This window comes from Aliidiomarina iranensis (assembly GCF_003987135.1).
GTDB lineage: Bacteria > Pseudomonadota > Gammaproteobacteria > Enterobacterales > Alteromonadaceae > Aliidiomarina > Aliidiomarina iranensis.
This window is the reverse complement of record NZ_PIPJ01000008.1, coordinates 69700-87706: the sequence shown is the minus strand read 5'-3', so window position 1 is coordinate 87706 and position 18007 is coordinate 69700. Positions and strand designations below refer to the sequence as shown.

The window sequence follows — 18007 nt, the reverse complement described above, 5'->3', positions numbered from 1 at the left end:
ACGATGAGCCCTTTTATTTTTTACAAAAGCAACTTAGCTGGCTATCAACCGTGCTTGCCACATTAATTGCCACAGTGCTGGCCACGGCGCTTGCCACAGTGCTTGCACATTACTTGCACATTACTTGCACATTACTTGCCACGGCGCTGGCCACAGGAAACTAGAGGCGTTATTTGCCCTTACGTTCACGCAACACGTTAACCACATCTTCTAAGCTCAGATCCCGCGCTTGCAGAACGACCAAGAGGTGATAGAGCAAATCGGCACTTTCATTCAGGAGAGCTTCATCATTCTGCGCCACGGCAGCGAGCGCCACTTCCACGCCTTCTTCACCTACCTTTTGAGCGCAACGGCGAATGCCGTTGTTGAGCAACTTCGCGGTGTAGCTTTTGCCTGGGTTGCCGGCAGCTAAATCGGCTTTGCGCGCTGCAATGGTGCGCTCAAGCTCAATCAATTCACTGGCAACCGGCTGTTGTGGTGGTAGCCAACAGGATTCTGTGCCTAAATGGCAGGTAGGGCCTTGCGGGCGGGCTTGCACCAAAAGCGCATCGTTATCGCAATCAGCGGTAACCGAATCCAACAATAATTCGTTTCCTGAACTTTCGCCTTTCATCCACAAGCGCTGTTTACTGCGGCTGAAAAAGGTTACTTTGCCACTGGCTATGGTTTGCGCGAGCGCTTCAGCATTCATGTAGCCTTGCATGAGCAAACGGCCACTACTGCTATCTTGTACCATGCACGGCAATAAACCCTGCATTTTATCCCATGCTAGATCAGCCATATTTTCGCTGTTCACAATCATGCTCGATTCCTAGTTCATAAAATGAATATAGTTCATTACAGTTCGCACTTAACATTAACATGAACTGCATTCACGCTACGCTTTCAAGTTAGCGCTTTCAAGTTAGTAACTTCAAGTTAGTGCCTTCACGTTAGCGCCTTCACGCTAGTAACTTCACGTTCTTTTCTTAACGTTCTCTTTTTCACGTTCTCTTTTTCACGTTAAGGGCGAATCGCCACATTGGCTTGCCGCAGCGTTCGTTTGAGTGTTGGAATCGGTAAAATACCCTTGTGGAATACCGATGCCGCCAAGGCACCATCAACTTCAGCCTGCTGAAATACATCAATGAAATGTTGCTCCGCTCCGGCACCACCGGAAGCAATTAGCGGCACTGAGCAATGCTTACGAATACTTGCCAATTGCTCAATATCATAGCCCCGGCGCACACCATCTTGATTCATGCAATTCAGCACAATTTCACCCGCGCCCCGAGCAATTACTTCGTTTACCCAATCGGCGGTTTCCCACATGGTTTTTTCCGTACGGCTTTCATCACCGGTAAATTTATACACTTCGTAGCGCCCGGTTTCTGCGTTGTAAAAGCTATCAATGCCAATTACCACACATTGCTGGCCAAACTCATCCACCAATTCGTTAATCAGCTCTGGGCGCCGCAAGGCAGGGGAGTTCACTGATATTTTATCCGCCCCCATAGCCAGAATTTCTCGGGCTTGTTCAACACTTTGAATACCACCGGCCACAGCAAACGGAATATTAATAACTTCCGCCACACGGCTCACCCATGATTTATCCACCACTCGGTTATCAGCACTGGCGGTAATGTCGTAGAACACCAATTCATCGGCGCCTTCCTCGGCATAGCGGGTTGCCAGCGGCACGATATCACCAACAATCTCATGGTTGCGAAATTGAACACCTTTCACTACTTGGCCATCGCGAACATCAAGGCACGGAATTATGCGTTTTGCCAGCATGTGATTGCCTCCTCAAGGGTAAATTTTCCGGTGAGTAAGGCCTTACCCAATATCACACTATCGCATTGCTCTGCTTTTAATGCGGTTAAATCATCTAAGCCGGCAACACCGCCAGAAGCTTGCCATACAATACTTGGATATTGGCGTTTGAGTTCTGCATACAAAGGCACATTGGAGCCACTGAGCGTACCATCACGGCTAATATCAGTGCAAAGCACATGGCGCAATCCGCGCTCAAGGTATTGCTGCAACAATTCATCGAGGGTTACGCTGCTATTTTCTTGCCAACCTTCGGTGGCGAGCCAGCGCTTGCCGTTGCTATCAATGTTAATATCCAGCGCTAACACAATGGCCTCGGGCCCGAATTCATCCAGCCACGCCAATACAGTTTCTGGATCTTTTACCGCTTTCGAGCCAATTACCGCGCGCTTAACGCCGGCGGCCAGAAGCTGTTCAACATCGGCCTTGCTGCGAATGCCACCGCCAGTTTGCACTGGCAAGCCGGATACTTTGGTAATCTCGGTTAAAAGAGCGAGTTGGCGTTTAGCCGGGTCGCGGGCGCCATCGAGATCGACTAAATGAATATATTCGGCACCGCTATCGCGGTATTGGCAGGCCACTGCAACGGGATCGCTGTGATAGGTAGTTTGCTGGGCGAAATCGCCTTTTAGCAGGCGTACTACTTGACCATCGATTAAATCGAGTGCTGGAATTAACATGCAAGCTCCAAGAAATTCTGTAAAACTCGGGCGCCATCGGCACCAGAACGCTCAGGGTGAAATTGCACGCCCATAAAATTATTGTGGGCTATCGCGGCGGAAAACCCTTGAGTGTATTCGCAACTGGCAATCGTTTGCGCACTAATCGGCGCGGCGAAGCTATGTACAAAATAAAACCAAGGATCCTGTAAGCCGGCGAATAATGGATGTTCGGAAACCTCAGTGCGGTTCCAGCCCATGTGCGGTAACGGCTTGCCAGTGGCCGCTTGCATGCGTTCAATATTGCCAGGAATAACCCCTAGGCAGCTTACTGAGCCGGCGGTTTCGCCGGTAGCAACAGCCGAACCCGCACCTGCTTCGGCGGAGCGCTCGGTGAGCATTTGCATGCCTAAGCAAATGCCTAGCACCGGCTGGGTTAATTCCCGCAACACGGGTACAAGGCCCAAACTCTCTAACGAACGCATGGCGGCGCTTGCGGTGCCTACACCCGGCAGAACAACATGGGTGGCTGCCTTAATCACCGCAGGATCGGCACTAATTACTGGCGTAACACCTAGGCGGCGAAAGGCAAAATCAACCGATGCGAGATTCGCCACGCGGGTGTTTACAATCACTAAATTCACGCCAAAACTCCCTTGCTCGAAGGCATCTCACTCCCTTGCTTGCGAATGGCTTGGCGTAAACCGCGGCCAAATACTTTAAACAAGCTTTCTACCTGATGATGGGCATTGCCCTCGGTAGTAGTGAGGTGCAACGATACTTTCATGGTATCGCACAGCGAGCGGAAAAAGTGCTCAACCATTTGCGTGCCGAGTTGGCCTACGTGCTCTGCGGAGAAATCAGCGTTGAACACCAAAAATGGGCGGCCGGAGATATCGAGTACGCACTCTGCCCGGCACTCATCCATTGGCAACACAAAGCCAAAGCGGCCAATACCACGCTTATCACCCATGGCTTTATGCAAAGCTTCGCCCAAGGCTAAGGCGGTATCTTCTACCGTGTGGTGATCATCAATGTGTAAATCACCAGTAACGCTAACTTGCAGCGAAAATCCGCCATGTGTAGCGATTTGCTCTAACATGTGGTCGAAAAAGCCTAACCCGGTGTGAATTTTAATCGGGCCACTTTCATCAAGATTCACATCAATGCGAATATCGGTTTCTTTCGTGGTGCGTGTTACCGAAGCTACCCGTTGTTTCTCGGTTAGGCCTTTTACAATGGCTGGCCAATTGTTGCTTTGGCGATCATAGTGAATACCCTCGATACCCATGGCATCGGCGAGTTGTAAATCGGTATCGCGATCGCCAATCACCGCTGAGGTAGTGAAATCTACCTTGCCTTGCTGCAAATATTCTTTCACTAAACCTAACTTCGGCTTGCGGCAACTGCAGTTATCGTGATCAAAGTGAGGGCAAATCAGCACATCGGCAAACTTAATACCATGAGCCGCGAACAAGGCCAGCATGGCGTTGTGTGGGGCATCAAAATCTGCCTGCGGGAAGCTGTCAGTGCCAAGGCCATCTTGGTTACTTACCATCACGAGCGTGTAACCCGCGTTTTGTAGATCTTGCAGGGCATTTACTACGCCCGGTTCGTACACGAGTTTTGCCAAGCTATCTAACTGCTTATCTACTGCCGGCTCTTCTACTAAGGTGCCATCACGGTCGATAAATAAGATTTTTTGTGCCGCCATTTACTTGGCCTCCGCTTGGTTCGCAAACGCTGCGCTTGTTGTTGCAGCGTTCGGTTGATATTGCTGCAATAATCGCAGTAATTGCTCATTTTCTTCAGGGCTACCCACTGTGATCCGCACCACCTCTTGCAAGCCAATTTGGCTTGATTGGTTGCGCAGTAACACACCCGCCTCAACGCAGTATTGTATCAGGGCTTGAGCATCTTGTACTTGGATTAAAATGAAGTTGGTAACACTGGGGTAAACTGCTTGCACATAATCGAGCTTTTCCAGCGCCGTAGCTAAGAGTTCCCGCTCGCTCACGCTCTCAAACGTATTCTGCCGAGTAGCAATAAGATTATCCAGCTGCAGCGCTTGATTGGCTATTTGCACGCTCATATCTGGCAAGGGGTAGGGTGCAAGCACTGGCAACAACGCATTCACTAAGGCCTCGGAACCCATGGTAAAGCCAACCCGAATGCCGGCCAAGCCAAAGGCTTTGGAAAGTGTACGCATCACCACCAAATTATCGTAGCTCGCCATGTGCCGTACCATAGATACGGTGCTGTTGGCTGCACTAGTTGCCGCTGATGCAAGTGCTTCAGGGCCTGCGCTAGTGTTTACGCTAGCTGAGTTTTGCGCAAACTTACTCGCCTCAGCGAATTCAATATACGCTTCATCGGACACTACCAGCGCGCGGCCTTTACACATTTCTAATACGGCCAGCATATCTTCTTCTCGCAAGGCATTGCCTAAAGGGTTTGAGGGGTTGCATAGAAATACAACCTTAATTCTGCCCTCGGCTTCATCGAGCGCTTTGCGAATGCCTTCGAGATCCAGTTGCCAATCGCTTTGCTGCAACGGCACAACCACGGTTTCATTGTGGTTGATGCTCGCGGAAATGGCATACATACCGTAGGTCGGCGGGCAAATGAGAATTTTATCTTGCCCAGGCTCACAAAAACTGCGAATCAACAGCTCAATACTTTCATCACTGCCACGGTGGCTAATCACTTGGCTAGGCTTCACGCCAGCGTAATCAGCATAGGCTTGATTCAAAACTTTATTTTGGAAATCAGGGTACCGATTCAGATTCTCAGTGGCCACTTGATAGCTGCGGCCATAGGGTGATTCATTGGCATTTAGCCACAGGTTACCACCGGACATGCTGCGGCGCGCCGAGGCATATGGGGTAAAACTCTGCAAGTGCTCGCGCAACAAGCTGGCAATAAAATCAGCAGATGATGTTTCTGCGCTCATGATGTTTCTCCGGCGTTCTTTATGCGGCCATTATTTTTGCGTGTCGCGTTGAAAACGCGTGCTCTCTAAGCGAAGTGAAACGGCTCGTAAATGGGCATCGAGCGCCTCTTCCGCGGCTAAATCAACAATGGTATTGCCCAAATCAGCAAGGCCCTCTGGGCTTACGGTTTGTACCGTATAACGGCGATAGAAATCGAGTAAGCCTAAGCTGCTATAGTTGCGGGCAAAACCATAGGTTGGCAATACGTGGTTGGTACCGGTGGCATAATCGCCGCCCGATTCTGGCGTGTAATGGCCAACAAAAATAGAGCCCGCCCGCGTTAATTTTGGCAACCAAGGTTCGCAATCATCGAGTTGTAGGCTCAAGTGTTCAGGTGCATAGGTTTCACTAATGGCTACCGCTTCTGCTAAATCTTGGGTAAGAATTAACGAGCTTGAGGCCAATGCTTGATTGGTGATTTCAGCGCGTGGCAGGGTAGCCAGTTGCTTGGCCAAGGCTTCCCGTACCGCCGCAATCATGGCTGCGGAAGGGCTTAGCAAAATCACCTGCGAATCAGGGCCGTGTTCAGCCTGGGAGAGCAAATCGGCGGCTACGAAGGCCGGCTCGGCACTATCATCGGCAATAACCAGTAGCTCAGAGGGGCCAGCCGGTAAATCGATAGCAGGGCCACCGGCACGTTGGCTTACTTGTTGCTTTGCTTCGGTAACATAACTGTTACCGGGGCCGAAAATTTTATCAACCGCAGGAATACTTTCAGTGCCTAAGGCTAAGGCCGCAACGGCTTGTGCGCCACCACCTAAATAAACACCGGTAACGCCGCATTTAATTGCCGCATAACAGATAGCTGGCGTGAGTTCGCCCTGTGGGTTAGGTGGGCTAATTAACACGCGCTCGCTGCACTCGGCAATTTGTGCGGGTACACCGAGCATCAATACAGTGCTTGGTAAGCTGGCGCTGCCGCCGGGGATATACAGGCCCACTCGCGCTAGCGCCGCAAACTTCTGCTCACAATACACCCCAGGCATGGTTTCCAGTGCTACATCGCTTGGCTTTTGCGCCAAGTGAAATGCGCGTATGTTGTTGTAGGCCTGATCAATGGCTGCTTTCACTCTTGCCGGCGCTTGTTCGGCAATTTCAGCTACTTTATCCATACTGAGTTCGGGGCTTTGCAAGCGAACGCCATCGAAACGCGCAGTAAGCTCAAGAAGGGCTGCATCACCTTCGCTCGCCACCTTATCGATAATCGCTGCTACTTGTTCCCGCAGCGCAGCCGAAACAGCCTGCACCGGGCGGCTGAGTAATTTGGCGCGGGTTTCGCTACTCGCTTCTTGCCAGGTAACGGGTGCGGGTAATTGAATATTCATGCTCATCGCCATTTATCCCATCATTTTTTCAATTGGCATTACCAAAATCGAGCTACAGCCTAAGGCCTTTAGTTGCTCCATAGTTTCCCAAAATAGGTTTTCGGTGCTCACCACGTGCACGGCTACTTGGCTATCGCTGTGGCTCAATGGCAGTATGGTAGGGCGCTCAGCACCGGGTAATATTGCTTCTACTTCTTGTAACTTATCTTTTGGTGCGTGCAGCATAATGTATTTGCTTTCTTTGGCTAACTGCACACCGTCTAAGCGCGCCAGTAGCTTAGTAACCAGAGCTTGTTTTTCGTCGCTTAACGCTTCTTCACGCTGAATCAGTTGCACTTGCGAGCGGAAGATAACCTCTTGCTCAACCAAACCATTGGCTTCTAGGGTGGCGCCGGTAGATACCAAATCACAAATGGCATCGGCTAAGCCTGCGCGTGGGGCTACTTCCACAGAGCCCGTTAGCATCACGGTACGCGCGTTGATACCTTGTTGCTTTAAGTAATTTTCTAAGATACGCGGATAGGTTGTGGCGATTTTCTTCCCGGCTAGAGCTGGGAGGCCATCGTATTGCACTTCTTTTGGCACCGCTACGCTCAATCGGCAAAAGCCAAAATCAAGGCGGCGCAATGAGTTAAAGCCGCTTGGCTGTTTTTTGATCACACGTTCTAAACGCTCTTCTTCCAACACGTTTTCGCCAATTAAACCAAGATCTACTACACCATCCATTACTAAACCGGGGATGTCGTCGTCGCGCACGCGCAGCAAATCTACCGGATGGCTGGTGCTGTGCGCCATTAGGCGGGCTTCGTGGATATTGAATTTTACGCCACAGGCTGCAAGTAATTTCATTGATTCTTTGCTCAAGCGGCCTGATTTTTGTACGGCTATAGTTAGGCGTTCGTTGCTCATATTCATTATCCTTTCAGTTCTTGCAAAAAGTTGAGTGGTTGTGGCTTGTGCTAGCCTAGCAACATTCTGTGTTAATTCGTTCTACATTTCTCGTGTTAAAAAGCCTGTGCTAAAACATTCATGCTAAAAAACACAAACAAAAAGCCCCGGTAAGGTACGCTTCCGGGGCTTGCAGCTTTTTTACTTGGAAGGTACCGTTTAGTGAAACGCACCTTCCGTTACAGCAGAAGGCCGTTACAAAGGATGGTGATGGTGATGCATACGCGCAATTTTGCACACGAGCGCACGCGAAAGTGCTTTCGCGCTTTTGCCTGCCTTGTCTGTAAAGTTGTATACAAAATTCATCATTTCAAGCCTTAAAAATTGCGATTTAGCTGTTTGAGTTCGTAAAGTTGTATGAATTTTACTTGGCTTAAGGAAAATTGCAAGTGCTTAGCGGTGAAATTTTACCCTCACGCTACTGCACCTACACCTGCATCTACGTCTGCACCTACATCTACACCTACACCCAGCTTCTCTAATTTATTTTCGCTGCCATTCCGATGGCAAATTTGCACCCGCAGGAATAAGGGCTCGTGTTCGTTACTGTTGTAACCGAGAATGCATCGATAGATGCAACCTAACCTGCTTACAGATTTTTCGGTAGCCGCAATATAAACGTAGTGCCTTTACCTAGTTCACTCTTAACTGAGATATCACCGCGTAACTTCTGCCGCACTAAGTTATATACAATCGACATACCTAACCCTGTTCCACCCTCATTACGCTTAGTTGTGAAGAAAGGATCGAAAACTTGCGTTAACGTTGCGTTATTCATACCCGCGCCGTTATCACTGAACTGCAAACGCACTTGGTTCCCCTCAACAGATTCAGCCTCTAGGTGCAGCATTCCTCCGGGCTCCGTAAAGGCATGGCGAATTGAATTGGTAACCAAGTTGGTAATTATTTGCGCCATGGCCCCTGGAATGGTAATCATACGAATTTCTTTTGGAATATCAATTTCATAGCGAATGCCAGCGCGGCGAAGTTCGATGGAAAGCGTTGACATCACTTCTTCTAGGTAACCACCTAAATCGATTTCGCGCTGTTCCGCTACCATTTGATCCACAGCGATTTGCTTGAAGTTGCTAATCAGCGCCCCTACGCGAGAAAGGTTCTTTTGCGTGAGGCTCAATGATTCCGAACTGCGCTCAAGAAAATTACTCAGTTGTTCACGAGTGAGGTTGCCTTGGCCAAGATTTTCTTTCAGCACAGTAATGCGATCGTTCACCATACTGGTTCCCGTAATCGCCACCCCAAGTGGGGTGTTCACTTCATGCGCAACACCGGCAACTAAATTACCAAGTGCCGCCATTTTCTCTGATTCAACCAGTTTATCTTGGGCTTCATGCAGCTCATCGAGGGCGAACATGAGCTTGCCGGCTGTTTTCCGTTTATTTAGGAACATAACAACGGTAGTAAACGCCAAAATGAGCGCAATTAAGAATGCCGCACCAATGGCCCATAAATACAAACGTTGCCGATCGATAGTTCGCTCCCGAGATTCGAGCAAGGCCATTTGCTCATCGAGCGCATTACGCTGATCCCGCAGTTGCTGTTGTTGTACCGCCAGCACGTTGCGGTTTGCGGTAATGCGCTCCGCTAGTTCATCACTATCTACTTGCTTTTGCCGTAACTGTTCTTCTTTTTCATTCAGCTCTTGTTGTTGCGCCGCAAGTAAACTTTCACTCTGGCGCAATGTTTGCTGAATTTGCCGCAGCTGTTCTTCGCGTAATAAAATCTGCTGGCGCTGCTGGTCAAGCTCGGTGAGTAAATCGCGCAACGCAGATTGTTGTGATTCCATCACTTGTTCACGGTCTTCCAAGGTGCCTTGCTGGGCTCTGAGCACATTATCGCGCTCACGAATGGTTTGTTCGAGAATTTGAATGCGATTGAGAAGCTGGCTATTTTCCTCTTGCGTGGCGGTTAAAGCATCTTCTAATTCGGTATATTCAGTTTGCAGTTCCGCTAGGCGTTGGTAGGCCCGCCGCGCGTAAACAGCAAGCTCAAGCTCGTTGCCACGAAGAGTGAGTAAATCCAAGGTGGAGCGCAAGCCGCTATCTTGAATGCGCTCATTATTAACTTGGAAAGCCAAGCGGTTTTCTGCACCACTGACTAAGTTAATCATCATTTCTTCCCGCACCGGCGAGTGCTCACTAACCACTAAAATAGGCCGAGAACGGGTGGCATTGAAGGCACTATTGAGTTGATGCGAGGCGCCCGGGGCAATATAAAGAATATCGACATCGCTAGCCATGCTGGGGCGGGTAAGGAGTTCCACATCAATTCGTAATCCACGCACGGGTAAAATGGGCGAGGATATTAATTGGTTGTATACGGCTTCGTTGCCAAGCACGCCAATGGTGAGCTGCTGGCGTACCGATTCATTTGGCCACACCACATATTGCGGTACGTTCGATAAATAGGCAGCGCGTAATTCTGCCGAAGTGATTTCGGCATTCGGTGCTGTTAATACACTATCATCGATAGCGCGTGCTTGTGCTTGAACGCTGCCAGAAAAGGTGAGGGCGAGCGCACTAATTGCAAATACACTAATTGCAACTAAATTGAAGAGTAAAACCGGAATCAGTAAAAACCGACGCATCATAACATTCGGCATCCTAGGCAACTTATGAAATAATGCTACAAGCATAACGTAAAGGAAGAAAGGATGTCAGAGGTAACCGCAGTTTTTACATCGGGTGGCGCGCTTAGTAAATCGCTACCTGGCTTCCAACCCCGCCCCGCACAGCAGAAAATGGCCGCTGCAATTGAATCGCTTAGCAAAGCTGGGGATCAACTTGTGGTGGAAGCGGAAACCGGTACCGGAAAAACCTTTGCGTATCTGGCTCCGGCGCTGTTGCGTGGTGGCAAGGTTATTTTGTCTACGGGCACGCGCAACTTACAAGAGCAGTTATTTCATCGCGATTTGCCGCAACTGCGCGATGCACTGGCGCCGCAAGCTGTGGCCGCGCTGTTAAAGGGCCGTTCCAACTACCTTTGCTTGAATCGTTTGGAACAAAACATTAAACACCCCACCGATGCCGATAGCACTGTGCTGGCGCAACTACAAGAAGTGCGTGATTGGGCGAATCGCACGAAAAGTGGCGATTTGGGCGAGTTGGCTTCGTTGCCTGAGGATGCTCCGGTGATTCCCCGAGTAACCAGCACTATTGATAATTGTTTAGGCCGCGATTGCCCGCAATATGAAGATTGCTACTTAGTTAAAGCACGCAAAGAAGCCCTAGATGCGGATATTGTGGTGGTGAACCATCATTTATTTTGTGCCGATCTTGTGCTCAAAGATACCGGCTTTGGCGAACTTATTCCGGCAGCGGATATGGTGGTATTTGATGAAGCACATCAACTACCGGATATTGCTAGCCAATATTTTAGCGATACCGTATCCACTCGCGGTTTAGTGGATCTATGTAAAGATCTACAATTTTTGTATAAAACCGTGGTGCGCGATGCGAAATCGCTCTCGCAAATTGCCGATCAACTTGAGCGGGCAGCACGAGATTTACGGCTGAATTTTCCGCTCGATCCGGAACGCGGAAATTGGCGTGATGCCTTAAATCAAGATGAACGCGCGAAAGCGAGCACCCATTTAGCTGAACTGATTAGCCGGGCGCTGGCTATTTGCAAAAACTTGGTGGGGCGCGATAAAGATTTAGATCAGTGTTTTGAACGCTTAGATTTAATTCGTAAACGCTGGGATTTACTCCTTAATACTCAAGTTACCGGTTATAGCTACTGGTATGAAACCAGCCAGCGCCATTTAACGGTGCATCGCACGCCGCTTTCGGTAGCCGAGCCATTTGGCCGGCAACTGGCTGAGCAAGAGGCGCGCTGGGTGTTCACTTCAGCTACGCTTACGGTGGATGGATCCTTTGCTTATTTCAGTGAACGCTTAGGTTTAGAAAAAGCAAAAACGCTGATTTTAGATAGCCCGTTCGATTTTGCTAAACAGGCTATGTTGTGTTTGCCGCGCTATTTGCCGGAACCCCATGCACCGCAAATGGCGGATGCGTTAATAGCGATTGTGCGCGATGTGATTGCGGTAAATCCGGGTGGTACTTTTGTACTTTTCACCAGCCACCGGATGCTACAAAAAGTGGCGCACGCACTTACCGATACCATAGATCGCCCGTTAATGGTGCAGGGACAAAGCAGTAAGCGCGAGCTTTTAAGCACATTTACCGCCGCCGGTAACGGTGTGTTGTTGGGAACCAGCTCTTTTTGGGAAGGGGTTGATGTGCGGGGTGATGCGCTTACCTGTGTGATCATTGATAAATTACCCTTCACCTCCCCCGATGAACCTTTGTTGCAGGCGCGTGTTGAAGATTGCCGCATGCGCGGCGGCGACCCTTTTGCTAGTATTCAGATTCCCCAAGCGGTAATCGCCATAAAGCAGGGCGCAGGCCGATTAGTGCGTGATGTTACCGATCGCGGTGTGCTAATTATTTGCGATAACCGTATGGTAACGAAACGTTACGGCGCCACATTTTTAAGTAGCCTACCGGCCATGACACGAACACGTTCGTTAGCAAAAACGTTGCAATTTTTAGAGGAAGGAAAATGAAAAGTTCTCGTTTACTCGCCATCGATAGTGCAACCGAATACTGTTCTGTTGCGTATACAGATGGGCAACAGTTAATTACGCGAGGGCAAGAAGCACCGCGCAAGCATGCAGATTTGTTATTGCCATATGTGCAAGAGGTGCTAGCAGAGGCGCAAGTTAGTTTAGCCGAGCTTGATGCCATTGTGGTGGGGCGCGGGCCAGGAAGTTTTACCGGTGTGCGTATCGCGGCCGGCATTGCTCAAGGCTTAGCCTTTAGCCAGAACATTCCATTAATTGGCGTTTCAAGTTTAGAAGCTATGGCACAACAAGCCTTACGCTTGCATGGCGCGAATGCAGTGGTTGCCGCTATCGATGCGCGCATGGGCGAAGTATATTTTGGAACCTGTATTGCTGAGCATGGTCTGATGGTAATGCAGGGAAAAGAAATTGTATGTGCGCCGGAGCATGTGCCTGAACTTCCAGCCTCGGCATCTTCAGTGCAGGGGAGCACAGCAAATACGAGCAAGGTGCAGAAGTGGTTTGCGGTAGGCACGGGCTTTGTTACTTACGCTGAGGCGTTAAAACAGAAATTCGGTGCTGAATTGCAAAGCACTGAAATTTTGTTCCCCCACGCGGAAGATATGTTGCCTATTGGCATGCAACGTTTAGTTAATGGAAAGATGGTTGCAGCCGAAGATTTTGATGTTCATTATGTTCGTAACGAAGTAACGTGGCAAAAGTTGCCGGGTCGCTCTTAACAGGTTATGAAGTAGCCGTAGTGGGGTGTAGTACCATGTTCAATATCACGTATAGCCAAGTGAAAAAGCCGAAAATGTTCGGTTTATCCGTCATCATTTTAATGCTCACATTAACCGGGTGTGCATCGCAAATCCCTTCTTCTGTGCGAGGAGATGGTGGCGAGCTCACCAGCTTTCAGCAAGTTCGGGCAGCACCCGAGGCCACAGCTGGCCAGCAAGTGCGCTGGGGCGGTATTATTGCTGAAGTGCGGAATCGCGAAAATAGCTCAGAAATAGAAGTGGTGGGGTTCGCGCTCCGCAGTTTCGGGCGGCCGCAATCGAACGATGAAACCTATGGACGCTTCCGGGTGCAAATCGATGGCTTTGCTGATCCGGAAGTGTATGCAAAAGGCCGTATGATCACGGTTTTAGGCACTTACACCGAAACCGAAGCGGGCATGATTGGTGAGTATAACTATGAATTCCCAGTGGTGCAGGCTAGTGGCGTAGAGCTATGGCGCGAGGAAGCGCCGCGAATGGATGATTGGCGCTACGATATTTATTCGCCGCGATATCGCAATTTCTTGTACGGTACGGGCCCATATCGTGTGCACCCATACCACTATTATCCGTATTTCTATTACCCAAATCAGCCATACATTAGAGGCGGCGGTAGCCCAGTGCAGAGCGAAGGCCAGCGGCCACCGAGCCAACGGCCGCAGGTGCAAGAGCGGCCACAGCGGGTAGAGCGGCAATTTCGCAGCCGTGAACGAATACAACAAGAGATCATTGAATGAAGCCGTTTTCTAAACCGCTCTCTCATATCCAACTTGCGGGCCTATCAACAGGCCCGCACTCATTTCCACCTTCATCCCAGCAATTATCCTCGCCCTCATCTCGGCAGTTATTGGGTTTACATGGCTGGCTTGATAACGCCGCGAGCTTTGCGCCATTAGCGCCGCATTTAGAAAATTTCCACTGCCGCTTTTTGGATTTTCCGGGCCATGGCCATTCAGGCCATCGAGCAAGCGGGAGCTGGTATTACTTTACTGAGTATGTGGCGGATGTGGTGGCGTTTATTGAAGCAGAAGATATTCATGATTTGCATTTAGTTGGGCATAGTATGGGCGGCTATGTTGCTCAATTAGTGGCCACTATTTGCCCTGAGCGCGTGAGCAAGTTAACCTTAATTGAAGCCTTTGGGCTCTATATCAGCACCCAGGGCGATGTGGTAGCTCATTTGCAAAATGCGATAGCGGCGCGAAAACGCTTGGCGGAAAAAAGCGCGCCGGTTTATCCTAATAGTGAACGCTTGGTGAAGTTACGGGCCGAGAAAAGTGAACTAAGCGAAGATTTAGCGCGTTTAATTGTTGAGCGAAATTTGCAGCCTGAGGGCAGCGGTGTAACCTGGCGAATCGACCCAAGAGTGCGCTTAGCATCACCAATTCGCTTTACAGAAACGCACGCTACCGATATGTTGAAACATATTAAGTGCCCAGTTCAGCTAATTTTGGGGAATACGGGAACACCGGAATTAGTACAGGCAGTAGCGGCTTGGCAAGGTTGTGTTCCACAGTTGCAGGTTCACACACTGCAAGGCGGCCATCATGTGCATATGCAGCAACCGGGCGAAGTAGCGCAATTAATAAACAATTTAACTTAAAAACACGTGTTATCGGTTTAATTCCGATTAAATCATGCTAAAAATGCGGTAACAATGGCGATAATCGCTAGGATCAACTGGTCTGATATGCGAACATTACGCGTTTTTAAATTTAATAATAATAGCTAAGCAGGAGCATTCACGGTGGAAAAGATTTGGTTAAAACGCTATCCAAACGGGGTTCCGACGGAAATCGATCCGGATCATTACGCATCCTTAGTGGATATTTTTGAAGAGAGCGTAAAGAAATATAAAGATTCACCGGCGTTCAGTAACATGGACTACGAAATCACTTATGGTGAACTTGATACCTTAACGCAACAATTTGCCGCTTATCTGCAAAGCTTAGGGCTCAAACCTGGTGACCCAGTTGCCGTAATGATGCCTAACGTGTTGCAGTATCCAGTGGCGCTTTTCGGTATTTTGCGTGCCGGGATGACAGTGGTGAACGTGAATCCACTTTACACCGCGCGAGAATTGAAGCATCAGCTTACTGATTCAAAAACCAAAGCTATTGTCATTTTAAAGAACTTTGCTGAAACCTTGGCAAAAGTAGAGAAGGACGTGAACTTAGACAAGGTGATCCTTACCGGGATTGGCGATATGTTGCCGGTACCGAAGCGTTGGATTGTGAACTTTGTTGTTAAGTACGTGAAAAAGATGGTGCCAGCATATAGCTTGAGCAATACCATTGAATTTAACGATGCCTTAAGTGCCGGAAGCAAGAAGCCCTATAGCCGGCCGGAAATTGCCGGTGATGATTTAGCCTTTTTACAATACACCGGTGGTACAACTGGGGTTTCTAAAGGCGCCATGTTAACCCACCGCAACATGGTGGCGAACTTAGATCAAATTTCAGCCTTTATTTTACCGCGCTTGAGTGATGGCAAAGAAGTGGTGATTACCGCATTGCCGCTTTATCACATCTTTGCGTTAACCGCGAACTGCCTGGCGTTCTTGAAGTTTGGTGGCAAGAATATTTTGATCACCAATCCACGAGATATGCCTGCGTTTGTGAAAGAGCTGAGTAAGCACAAGTTCACCATGATTTCTGGTGTGAATACCTTGTTTAATGGTTTGTTACACACACCAGGCTTTAAAGACATTGATTTTTCTCACCTGAAAATCGCTTTAGGTGGCGGCATGGCGGTGCAACGTGCGGTTGCGGAGAACTGGGAAAAAGTAACCGGCTCTGCATTGCTTGAAGGCTATGGCCTCACTGAATGTTCGCCAGTGGTAACGGCGAACCCATTTGATATTGAGCATTACACGGGAAGTATTGGTATTCCATTACCTTCAACCGATGTAAAAATTGTAGATGAAGATGGTAAAGAAGTGGCGCAAGGCGAAACCGGTGAAATTTGGGCGAAAGGGCCGCAAGTAATGGCGGGTTACCTAGGCCGTAAAGAAGATACTGATAACGCCATTAAAGATGGTTGGTTTGCAACCGGCGATATGGGCTTGATGGATGAGCATGGCTTCTTCCGTATTGTTGATCGTAAGAAAGACATGATTTTGGTATCTGGCTTCAATGTGTATCCGAATGAGATCGAAGATGTTGTGGCGAGCCATCCGAAAGTGCTTGAAGTTGCTGCGGTTGGTGTTGAGCATGAATCATCGGGCGAAGTTGTGAAAATTGTAGTTGTGAAGAAAGATCAATCTTTGGCAGAGAAAGAACTTATCGATTTCTGCCGAGAAAACCTCACTGCATACAAGGTACCGAAGTTGGTTGAGTTCCGCGATGAACTACCGAAAACTAACGTGGGTAAAATTCTGCGTAGAGAATTACGTGACAATTAAATCACAACAACCCTTCGGAATATTGAATGTCTGAGAACTTTCGTATGATAAACGCCACCGAGGAATTGGTGGCGTTTTGCGATCTAGCGCAAGCTAATGGATGGTTAGCGCTGGATACAGAATTTGTAAGAACACGCACCCTATATGCTGATTTAGGTTTGGTGCAAGCGCGCACTGGTGCTGAAATTGTGCTTGTAGATCCGCTTAATGGCGTTGATTTAGCGCCGCTTTGGCAGCTTCTACGTAGCGATATTATTGCCGTATTACATGCCGCGGGCGAAGATTTAGAAATCTTCCAACGCAATAATGCAGCCCCACAAAACCTGTTTGATACGCAAGTAGCAAACGCCTTCATTACCGATGGCTCACAAATTGGTTACGCCGGTCTGGTAGAGCAAATGCTTCATGTAAGCTTGGATAAAAGCCAAAGCCGCACCGATTGGTTGCAACGGCCATTAAGCCCGGCGCAGCTTGAATATGCGGCGGCAGATGTTGAGTATCTTGCCGAGCTTTACCCGAGTTTACGCGCGAAAACCGTTGCTGCTGGTATGGAAGAACTCGTGTTAGCGGAATGCCAAGAGCAAGTGGCGAAACGGGCGCGGGAATCAGTAGCGGAATTAGCTTGGCGGGATATTGGTGGGGTGAATTTGCTGACAGGCCAAGGCCGTGCGGTGCTTCGCGAGCTGGCAGCCTGGCGGTTAACCTTGGCAAGAGAGAAGAACATTGCTTTACCCTTTGTGGCTCGTGATCATGTACTCACCGATATTGCGCGGAAGCTGCCAAATAATCGGCAAGCATTGAGCGTGATTGATGAATTACATCCGAAATCGTTGCGCTTGTACGGCGAGGCAATGCTTGCCTGTGTGGAGAAGGGCTTAGCGGCTCCTGAGGAGCAGCACCCGGAAGAGATTCCCCGCTATGATCAAGACCCAGAATACAAACGCTTCTTTAAAGCGGCAAAGGCTTTGTTAAAGGCGGCAGGGGAGAAGGCAAATGTGCCTGTGCCACTTATGGGCTCGCGTAAACAGATTAACGAAGTGTATGTGTGGCAGCACTTTACTCGTGATGAAACAAAAGAAAAACTTTATCAGCCCGATTTATATCAAGGCTGGCGTGGTGCATTAGTAGCAGAACAAATTGCTGAGCTGGTTGCCAAAAGCTATTCATAACAATATTCATTAGAGGTGAGTATGTTAGTGCGCATTTTACGTTCGCCGAAAAAAGCGGATACCTATTTATTTATTCCTCTAGAAACTGAGATTACTGAGTTGCCGGAGCCATTGCAGGGGTTATTTATGCCTGAGCAACTGGTAACTAAGTTATCGATTACACCCGAGAAGCAACTTGCACGTATTTCTGGTGTAAAGCTGCTGGAACACTTACAAACAGAGGGTTACTATCTGCAGGTGCCACCGCCGGTTGTGAGTATGCTGAAACAGCCGGAAATGTGAACCCCAGCGAAGCTAAGTAAAAGAGCGCGAAGCCACGCAGAATACTTTTAAG

16 protein-coding genes are annotated in these 18007 nt (G+C 49.0%); 7 read left to right on the top strand and 9 right to left on the bottom strand.

All coding sequences use genetic code 11. The annotated features are described in order from the left end of the window. Nucleotides 1-169 precede the first annotated feature (169 nt). The 9 genes from hisIE to CWE08_RS10065 all read right to left on the bottom strand — a co-directional run bounded on the left by hisIE (nt 170) and on the right by CWE08_RS10065 (nt 10348). Nucleotides 170-802 (bottom strand): bifunctional phosphoribosyl-AMP cyclohydrolase/phosphoribosyl-ATP diphosphatase HisIE, encoded by a 633-nt coding sequence (hisIE, locus tag CWE08_RS10105; RefSeq protein WP_126767955.1) that lies wholly within the window; start codon nt 800-802, stop codon nt 170-172. Between the two features lie 200 nt (nt 803-1002). Beyond that, entirely contained in the window at nt 1003-1776 is a 774-nt protein-coding gene (gene hisF / locus CWE08_RS10100; RefSeq protein ID WP_126767953.1) for an imidazole glycerol phosphate synthase subunit HisF, read from the bottom strand. After that, nucleotides 1758-2495 (bottom strand): 1-(5-phosphoribosyl)-5-[(5-phosphoribosylamino)methylideneamino]imidazole-4-carboxamide isomerase, encoded by a 738-nt coding sequence (gene hisA, locus CWE08_RS10095; protein ID WP_126767952.1) that lies wholly within the window; start codon nt 2493-2495, stop codon nt 1758-1760. The genes hisF and hisA overlap by 19 nt, the downstream gene beginning before the upstream one ends. Continuing rightward, on the bottom strand, nt 2489-3118 hold the full coding sequence (hisH, locus tag CWE08_RS10090; RefSeq protein ID WP_126767950.1) for an imidazole glycerol phosphate synthase subunit HisH: 630 nt from the start codon (nt 3116-3118) through the stop codon (nt 2489-2491). The genes hisA and hisH overlap by 7 nt, the downstream gene beginning before the upstream one ends. Beyond that, nucleotides 3115-4188, bottom strand: a complete 1074-nt coding sequence (gene hisB / locus CWE08_RS10085) for a bifunctional histidinol-phosphatase/imidazoleglycerol-phosphate dehydratase HisB (protein ID WP_126767949.1) — start codon at nt 4186-4188, stop codon at nt 3115-3117. The genes hisH and hisB overlap by 4 nt, the downstream gene beginning before the upstream one ends. Further along, nucleotides 4189-5427, bottom strand: coding sequence for a histidinol-phosphate transaminase (gene hisC / locus CWE08_RS10080; RefSeq protein ID WP_126767947.1), 1239 nt, complete (start codon nt 5425-5427; stop codon nt 4189-4191). Between the two features lie 30 nt (nt 5428-5457). Next, nucleotides 5458-6798, bottom strand: a complete 1341-nt coding sequence (gene hisD / locus CWE08_RS10075) for a histidinol dehydrogenase (RefSeq protein ID WP_126767945.1) — start codon at nt 6796-6798, stop codon at nt 5458-5460. A gap of 6 nt (nt 6799-6804) precedes the next feature. After that, complete coding sequence (gene hisG / locus CWE08_RS10070) at nt 6805-7701, bottom strand: ATP phosphoribosyltransferase (protein WP_126767944.1); 897 nt, start codon at nt 7699-7701, stop codon at nt 6805-6807. Between the two features lie 628 nt (nt 7702-8329). Beyond that, complete coding sequence (locus tag CWE08_RS10065) at nt 8330-10348, bottom strand: YfiR/HmsC family protein (RefSeq protein ID WP_198677151.1); 2019 nt, start codon at nt 10346-10348, stop codon at nt 8330-8332. A 63-nt stretch (nt 10349-10411) separates the two neighbouring features. Here CWE08_RS10065 and CWE08_RS10060 point away from each other — a divergent pair, with 63 nt between their 5' ends. From CWE08_RS10060 to CWE08_RS10030, 7 genes are all read left to right on the top strand, one after another. Continuing rightward, on the top strand, nt 10412-12325 hold the full coding sequence (locus CWE08_RS10060) for a DNA repair helicase YoaA (protein ID WP_126767941.1): 1914 nt from the start codon (nt 10412-10414) through the stop codon (nt 12323-12325). Then, entirely contained in the window at nt 12322-13062 is a 741-nt protein-coding gene (tsaB, locus tag CWE08_RS10055; protein WP_126767939.1) for a tRNA (adenosine(37)-N6)-threonylcarbamoyltransferase complex dimerization subunit type 1 TsaB, read from the top strand. Before CWE08_RS10060 ends, tsaB begins: the two co-directional genes overlap by 4 nt. Continuing rightward, nucleotides 13035-13838, top strand: a complete 804-nt coding sequence (locus CWE08_RS10050) for a Slp family lipoprotein (protein WP_126767937.1) — start codon at nt 13035-13037, stop codon at nt 13836-13838. Before tsaB ends, CWE08_RS10050 begins: the two co-directional genes overlap by 28 nt. Beyond that, nucleotides 13835-14704, top strand: a complete 870-nt coding sequence (locus tag CWE08_RS10045; RefSeq protein WP_126767935.1) for an alpha/beta fold hydrolase — start codon at nt 13835-13837, stop codon at nt 14702-14704. The genes CWE08_RS10050 and CWE08_RS10045 overlap by 4 nt, the downstream gene beginning before the upstream one ends. Nucleotides 14705-14848: 144 nt before the next feature. Next, complete coding sequence (gene fadD / locus CWE08_RS10040) at nt 14849-16504, top strand: long-chain-fatty-acid--CoA ligase FadD (protein WP_126767934.1); 1656 nt, start codon at nt 14849-14851, stop codon at nt 16502-16504. A 26-nt stretch (nt 16505-16530) separates the two neighbouring features. Next, nucleotides 16531-17673 carry a ribonuclease D gene (gene rnd / locus CWE08_RS10035; protein ID WP_126767932.1) on the top strand — a complete coding sequence of 381 codons (1143 nt, stop codon included), beginning with the start codon at nt 16531-16533 and terminating at the stop codon, nt 17671-17673. 21 nt (nt 17674-17694) lie between these two features. After that, the gene (locus tag CWE08_RS10030; protein ID WP_126767931.1) at nt 17695-17955 is read left to right on the top strand and encodes a YcgL domain-containing protein; all 261 of its coding nucleotides are present in this window, start codon (nt 17695-17697) and stop codon (nt 17953-17955) included. The last annotated feature ends 52 nt before the right edge of the window (nt 17956-18007 follow it).

What these genes read in the sequence shown, in the direction of transcription:
- CWE08_RS10045 (WP_126767935.1), top strand. Translation starts at nt 13,835, where the DNA reads ATGAAGCCGTTTTCTAAACCGCTCTCTCATATCCAACTTGCGGGCCTA.
- tsaB (WP_126767939.1), top strand. Translation starts at nt 12,322, where the DNA reads ATGAAAAGTTCTCGTTTACTCGCCATCGATAGTGCAACCGAATACTGT.
- CWE08_RS10060 (WP_126767941.1), top strand. Translation starts at nt 10,412, where the DNA reads ATGTCAGAGGTAACCGCAGTTTTTACATCGGGTGGCGCGCTTAGTAAA.
- hisIE (WP_126767955.1), bottom strand. Translation starts at nt 802, where the DNA reads ATGATTGTGAACAGCGAAAATATGGCTGATCTAGCATGGGATAAAATG.
- hisB (WP_126767949.1), bottom strand. Translation starts at nt 4,188, where the DNA reads ATGGCGGCACAAAAAATCTTATTTATCGACCGTGATGGCACCTTAGTA.
- rnd (WP_126767932.1), top strand. Translation starts at nt 16,531, where the DNA reads ATGTCTGAGAACTTTCGTATGATAAACGCCACCGAGGAATTGGTGGCG.
- hisA (WP_126767952.1), bottom strand. Translation starts at nt 2,495, where the DNA reads ATGTTAATTCCAGCACTCGATTTAATCGATGGTCAAGTAGTACGCCTG.
- CWE08_RS10030 (WP_126767931.1), top strand. Translation starts at nt 17,695, where the DNA reads ATGTTAGTGCGCATTTTACGTTCGCCGAAAAAAGCGGATACCTATTTA.
- CWE08_RS10065 (WP_198677151.1), bottom strand. Translation starts at nt 10,348, where the DNA reads ATGATGCGTCGGTTTTTACTGATTCCGGTTTTACTCTTCAATTTAGTT.
- hisD (WP_126767945.1), bottom strand. Translation starts at nt 6,798, where the DNA reads ATGAGCATGAATATTCAATTACCCGCACCCGTTACCTGGCAAGAAGCG.
- hisG (WP_126767944.1), bottom strand. Translation starts at nt 7,701, where the DNA reads ATGAGCAACGAACGCCTAACTATAGCCGTACAAAAATCAGGCCGCTTG.
- hisC (WP_126767947.1), bottom strand. Translation starts at nt 5,427, where the DNA reads ATGAGCGCAGAAACATCATCTGCTGATTTTATTGCCAGCTTGTTGCGC.
- hisF (WP_126767953.1), bottom strand. Translation starts at nt 1,776, where the DNA reads ATGCTGGCAAAACGCATAATTCCGTGCCTTGATGTTCGCGATGGCCAA.